The organism is Iodidimonas sp. MBR-22 (genome assembly GCF_029946565.1).
Lineage (GTDB): Bacteria > Pseudomonadota > Alphaproteobacteria > Sphingomonadales > Rhodothalassiaceae > Iodidimonas > Iodidimonas nitroreducens.
Window position 1 is genome coordinate 1 of record NZ_JARKVQ010000029.1, and the last position, 5,253, is coordinate 5,253.

The window sequence follows — 5,253 nt, forward strand, 5'->3', positions numbered from 1 at the left end:
GTTGTCGCCCGTTGACTTCGAAGCCAGACAGCAGAAACTGAAAGAGGCAGGTGTCTAGAAAACGTGGGGCATCTCAGACATCGGCAATCATGGAGAAGGTGACCACAGACAACTGGTGGGGCAAGAACAGCAACACCTACCTCGAAAAGAAGAACGAGAACGGTTTCTGGTTCTGCCGTCCCAAGGGCACACCCCCTAAGGAAACTCAGTAGTGTGGGGATAGTGGGGGCAGTGGTGGTAGATTGGGGATACTGGGGAAACTGGGGGCAGTGGTACCAAACAAGCACTTAGCCACCACCCTCCCCACGGCCCCCACCGCCCCCACTGTGCGCAGTTTCTCCACGTGCGCGCCCGCCCATGCGGGCCTTAACCCAAGCCCCACCCAGCCTGTCAGTTTCACCCACCGCCAAACCCTTAGCTTGTAGGCCCTCATTGTGAATATTAGACCTAACCAATTGAATTAAAATATGTTTCGCTTGTTGACCTATGGGTGAAACAGGTAGCGTTGCAGCACATTGCAAGCCGTATCAGGGGTTATCAGCACCATGAGCACCGAAATCCACACACAGGTCACACCCGCCCTGCATCCGAAAAATGTCGAGCAGATCGACGGGTACGACAGCGAGACCGAAGCGGTGCTCGCACCCACGCTGCACGCATTCGGTGCGGCGTATCAGGGCATCGCCGATGTTCACGCAGCGCGGGAGCAGGCCAAGACCAACCCGACTTGGAATGAATCCACTCAGATCATAATGACCGATGGTCTCGCGCAGAAGATGTTCGCGCGCATCGCCAAGGGGTTCGACAGCACCCGCGCCAACTTGGAGAAGGGCATCGCTCATCTTGAGGGTGAACTGACACAGCCGGTGGAGAGCAAAGCAGCAGGCACCATCGCCGCTGAGGTCCGTGCCCACTTTAAGGGTCTGGCCACGGGCGAGCGCATGAAGCTCATCCAGCAAGCGATTGACGATGGTGACCACACCGTTGCAACCGCCGTGCTCGGTGCGCCCGCCATTCTGTCAGGCATTGACGCGAACATGCAGAAGACGCTGACCCGCATGTATCATGAGCGGCACAACCCAGCGATGGCGAAGCGCCTCAAGGTCATGACCGCTGCTAAGGTGCTGATCGAGGAGCGCGCGGGGCTGGTGTTCAAGGAACTGGAGAAGGCGGTAGGCGCGCCTCCGCACAAGGCCAAGGCTTTGAGGGAAGCGAAGACGGCGGCTGAAAAAGCGTTCGTCATGCAGGACCGCTGAAACGACCTTGATTAGATCACGGAGCACCGCATGACAGATACATCACCTCAGCCCACATGGTTGCAGGGCTACGAACCGAAGCCCGTGAAATGGGAGAAGGGGATGGCATCCCCGAACCCCGCTGGCAGGCCCAAGGGGACGCTCTCGAAGCGGGACAAGATCGCGCAGGCGCTTAACGATGACGGACCCGCTGTTGCCCGTGTGGTCATCGACGCCGCGCTGGAAGGTGACATGCAAGCCGCTGCGCTCGTGCTGGCGCGCATTTCGCCGCCCAAGAAGGCGCAGGCTGAGAAGGTGCAGTTTGAACTGAGCAGCGACGCACCGCTGCCTCAGCAGGCGCGACAAATCATGCAAGCGGTCGCTGACGGTAATGTGGACCCTGACACGGGGCGCATCCTGATCGGGTGTCTCAACGCGGTCGCAGGCATTCAAGCGGTTGCCGACTTGGAGGACCGCATCATTCAACTCGAAGCAAAGGCGGTAAACTAATGCCGATGATCAACACAGAACGGAACTACGTCATGTTCAGCAACCCGCTCCCCGGAGACCGATGCGTGGCGGTGTTCATCTTGCCCCCCTACGGTCCCCGCCGGATGCTGACCGCTGAGCCAATCGAACGGTTCGACACGGCGCTGAGCTGGGCCGTCAGGATGGCGGACTACATGGCCCACCCCATCGCAATCGACACGATGCCTTCGCGCGACGACTACTTCAAGCGGTTGGCGATCGCGACTGGCTTTGAGGGCTTCCTTGGCCGCACCGACTTTGACGAGCGGCTTGCGGGGCTAGACCTGCTCACCAGCATCGGAGTGCTGCAAATCAAGGATGGAGTATTGGAGGAATACCATGCGTAACGATCACCTCGACCATGAAAACCGACCCCGCAAGATCGGCGTGCTTAGCGACGACCTAAGGGTGATTCAACAGCGCCGGATTGAGGAAGCAGCGGAGCGACAGGCCCACGCTGACGCCAACTTGCGCCGTGCCGTACGCTTGGGCGAAGCAATGCGCGCGCTCAAGGACGAGTGCTGACCACAGTGGCGCGACCGCGTGCATTGCTGGAACGGGTGAGGCGACTGGAAAAGGCGAGGGCTGTGCCGCGCTCGCCCTTTGCGACCGCATGGGGTTCTTTTGACGCTTTCATTGACCACGTGCACGACGGGATCGATGCGGGCACGCTCGACGGTACAGACATGCTAATAGTGCTGAATTGCATCCGCCGTTGGCACTCTGACGACGTGTTCAGTGCGTAGAAGAAAACAGTAGTCACTAACCAAACGCAATTCCCCATCCGGTCTTGACCTCAGTTTTCCTGTTGGTGTCCTTTACGAATTTATCTACGGCAGCGATTACCTCTGATTGCTGCAATGTAGGCAAAATGCAGAAAGTAGTTTTAATGAAATCGTTTATATCTAAAAATTGAAACAACACTCCTCCATGTAGAAGTATGCCGTCAGAAACAGCGAGTGTTGAAACATCTTGTGGCAGGCGACAAATGAAAGTCACAATCTTCCCACCAAGGTCCATTGCCTTTAAACTCTCTACGCAATCGTCTAGCCTTTTTTCATCAACAGGTTTTGCAGTAATCTCATAAAGTTGACCAATTGATCCATCCGCCATCTCTTCCCACACATCGGCAGGCTTCTTCGAAGTCGTATTCGTTCCAAAAACGCTTTCAAACACACCACCAACGGTAGAATAATTTTCATCACCCTCCCTCAACTTTGATATAAGTGTTCCAACGACGATCTGGGGTGTTGCTCCACCTTCAGGAAAGTCTGCAGTAAACTTTGCGAGTTTGGACGCAATTCGTACTGGAGGAGTTCCCTCGAATTCAGCAATTGGCACATCAGCAGACATACAAAACTCTGCATATTGCCATAAGCGCGAGAAAAATAGAGCAATAAGATTATGCCGGTACTCTTCATTCTCCCAATTTGATTGAATTAAACTGATATACTCGACAGCAGCTAGAGCCGCCGATTCTGGCCTGCGACCTCTAGCCCAATTTGCATCAATCACCTGTTGATTTTTCGCCACGTTCAGTGGATCAGATTTACCACAGGGTACACGACTATCCCTGAGGGCATAGTATATACCCTTCTCAAAAAGTGTTCGCGGCGACGAGCCATAAAAATCTTGGGTTGGATCATAATTGGGATTGAGCTGCTTACCAACTATCGCCGTGAGGACAATGCCCCGAAAACCAGCAGTATTGACTGGAATCAGTTCTTCAAGAATTTTTCTTTCGTGCTGAAACTGATCTGGTCTGATGGTCTCGCCAACTTTCGCGGACTGAAGCCAGTCGTTTACCAATACTCGCGCTTGTTCTTGCCTTGTAGAGCTTCCGTCCATGAGTTTGTCCCCGTTCGTCCTTGCTGATGAGTCGACCAATGGTCTAACGTCAGCATGAACCTTCGGTACCGGAGAATCTAGAGCCAGCTCCCATCCAGCGCGACCAGCTTGACCGTTCGATGAAATTCTGCTTTGTTCTTGCTATGTTCTCACCGCCGATAACGGAGCGACCTTCTTGATGAAAATTATATCACTGTTTTCTGGTGCCGGTGGGATGGACGTTGGCTTTGCTAAAGCTGGTTTTGAGACGATTTGGGCGAATGACATAATGCCCGATGCGTGCGAGACTTTTGCTGCCAACCATGGACAAGTTGTAAAGTGCGGCCCGTTGGAGAACTTGATCGGCGAACTCGATGGGTTCAAAAACCCCGACGTGCTTATAGGCGGACCACCCTGTCAGGGATTTTCTGTTGCCGGAAAGATGGACCCTACGGATCCCCGTAGCCAACTGGTTTTCATGTTTATGGAGGCAGTTCGGCGAACGCGGCCAAGAGCGTTTGTCATGGAGAACGTTAAGGCATTAGCGAAGTTGGAGAAATTCCGCCACGTTCGTGAGCGACTGGTGCGCGAAGCGCGACAGGCTGGATATGACTGCTCCCTGATCGTCGTCCGAGCATCGGATTTTGGGGTTCCGCAAGGCCGAGAACGTATGTTCTTAGTTGGCTTTAAGGATGGGATTTCCGCGAGGAACTTCCCTGCTCACCTGACACTGTCTAAAACTTCAGCGCCAAGCCTCCGGGAGGTGATAACACCGCTCGGAAAAGCAGGGAGTTCAACAAATTCGAGAGTGTGCAATGCAAAGGTAACGATGGCCGCTAATCCCGTACTTCGACGTTCGCCTTACGCGGGTATGCTGTTTAATGGCCAAGGTCGTCCACTAAATCCTTGTGGCCATGCTTCCACCCTGCCCGCCACAATGGGTGGGAACCGGACGCCAATTATTGACGAACCGCACCTTTTTGAAGAAGCAGAAAGCTGGGTTGAAAATTATCATGCCAGGGTGTGGGGTGGTGGTGACCCGTTGCCATTTGATGGTGCACCGCCATTTCTCCGGAGACTTACTATCGACGAGTGCATTTTAATACAAACCTTCCCAATTGAATACGATTTTAAGGGCAGAAATTCATCAGTATTTACACAAATTGGCAACGCTGTGCCATGTGAGTTGGCATATCACGTCGCCAATTCGGTGAAAGCAGTACTGAATGGTTATATTTCTAACGAAACGGCCACTGGTCAATTTGATTTAGAGCTTGAGGTTGCCTGACGCTGGGCCACTAAGCTGGCTAGCATAGCGCTATGACGGGTTCCAAAACGCAAAACAGCCCCGCGAGGGGGCTGCTTAGTGCATTGTAATATATAGTTTATTTGGTTGCGGGGGTAGGATTTGAACCTACGACCTTCAGGTTATGAGCCTGACGAGCTACCGGGCTGCTCCACCCCGCGACGGGTAATTTATGCGCTGATGCCTGCGCTTGAGTTGTGCGCGGGCTGCGAGATGCGCGCTTTGTTATGCGGGTGCATCCGTTTTTATGTTGCTGACAATGATTGATGTGACGGTATTGAACAGTCTGTACTTTGCAGACCTGGCGATGACCTACTCTTCCAGCGCTTAAGCGCAAGTACCATCGGCGCTGCCGCC

At 53.9% G+C, this 5,253-nt stretch carries 6 protein-coding genes and 1 tRNA gene; 5 read left to right on the forward strand and 2 right to left on the reverse strand.

Going from position 1 to position 5,253, the window contains the following annotated elements:
- Positions 1–545 precede the first annotated feature (545 nt).
- The 4 genes from QK300_RS13385 to QK300_RS13400 are packed head-to-tail and all read left to right on the forward strand — an operon-like array spanning position 546 to position 2,288.
- Positions 546–1,256, forward strand: a complete 711-nt coding sequence (locus QK300_RS13385; RefSeq protein WP_281302212.1) for a hypothetical protein — start codon at positions 546–548, stop codon at positions 1,254–1,256.
- Positions 1,257–1,286: 30 nt separating this feature from the next.
- Complete coding sequence (locus tag QK300_RS13390) at positions 1,287–1,745, forward strand: DUF5681 domain-containing protein (RefSeq protein WP_281302213.1); 459 nt, start codon at positions 1,287–1,289, stop codon at positions 1,743–1,745.
- A complete protein-coding gene (locus tag QK300_RS13395; protein ID WP_281302214.1) occupies positions 1,745–2,110 on the forward strand; it encodes a hypothetical protein in 366 nt (121 codons plus the stop codon). Before QK300_RS13390 ends, QK300_RS13395 begins: the two co-directional genes overlap by 1 nt.
- A complete protein-coding gene (locus QK300_RS13400) occupies positions 2,103–2,288 on the forward strand; it encodes a hypothetical protein (protein ID WP_281302215.1) in 186 nt (61 codons plus the stop codon). The genes QK300_RS13395 and QK300_RS13400 overlap by 8 nt, the downstream gene beginning before the upstream one ends.
- Positions 2,289–2,525: 237 nt before the next feature.
- On the opposite strand, the gene QK300_RS13405 is transcribed toward QK300_RS13400, so the two are convergent.
- Positions 2,526–3,611 (reverse strand): hypothetical protein, encoded by a 1,086-nt coding sequence (locus QK300_RS13405; RefSeq protein ID WP_281302216.1) that lies wholly within the window; start codon positions 3,609–3,611, stop codon positions 2,526–2,528.
- A gap of 178 nt (positions 3,612–3,789) precedes the next feature.
- Here QK300_RS13405 and dcm point away from each other — a divergent pair, with 178 nt between their 5' ends.
- Positions 3,790–4,878, forward strand: a complete 1,089-nt coding sequence (gene dcm / locus QK300_RS13410; RefSeq protein WP_281302217.1) for a DNA (cytosine-5-)-methyltransferase — start codon at positions 3,790–3,792, stop codon at positions 4,876–4,878.
- A 102-nt stretch (positions 4,879–4,980) separates the two neighbouring features.
- Here dcm and QK300_RS13415 read toward each other — a convergent pair.
- Positions 4,981–5,057 (reverse strand) — tRNA-Met (locus QK300_RS13415).
- Between the last annotated feature and the right edge of the window lie 196 nt (positions 5,058–5,253).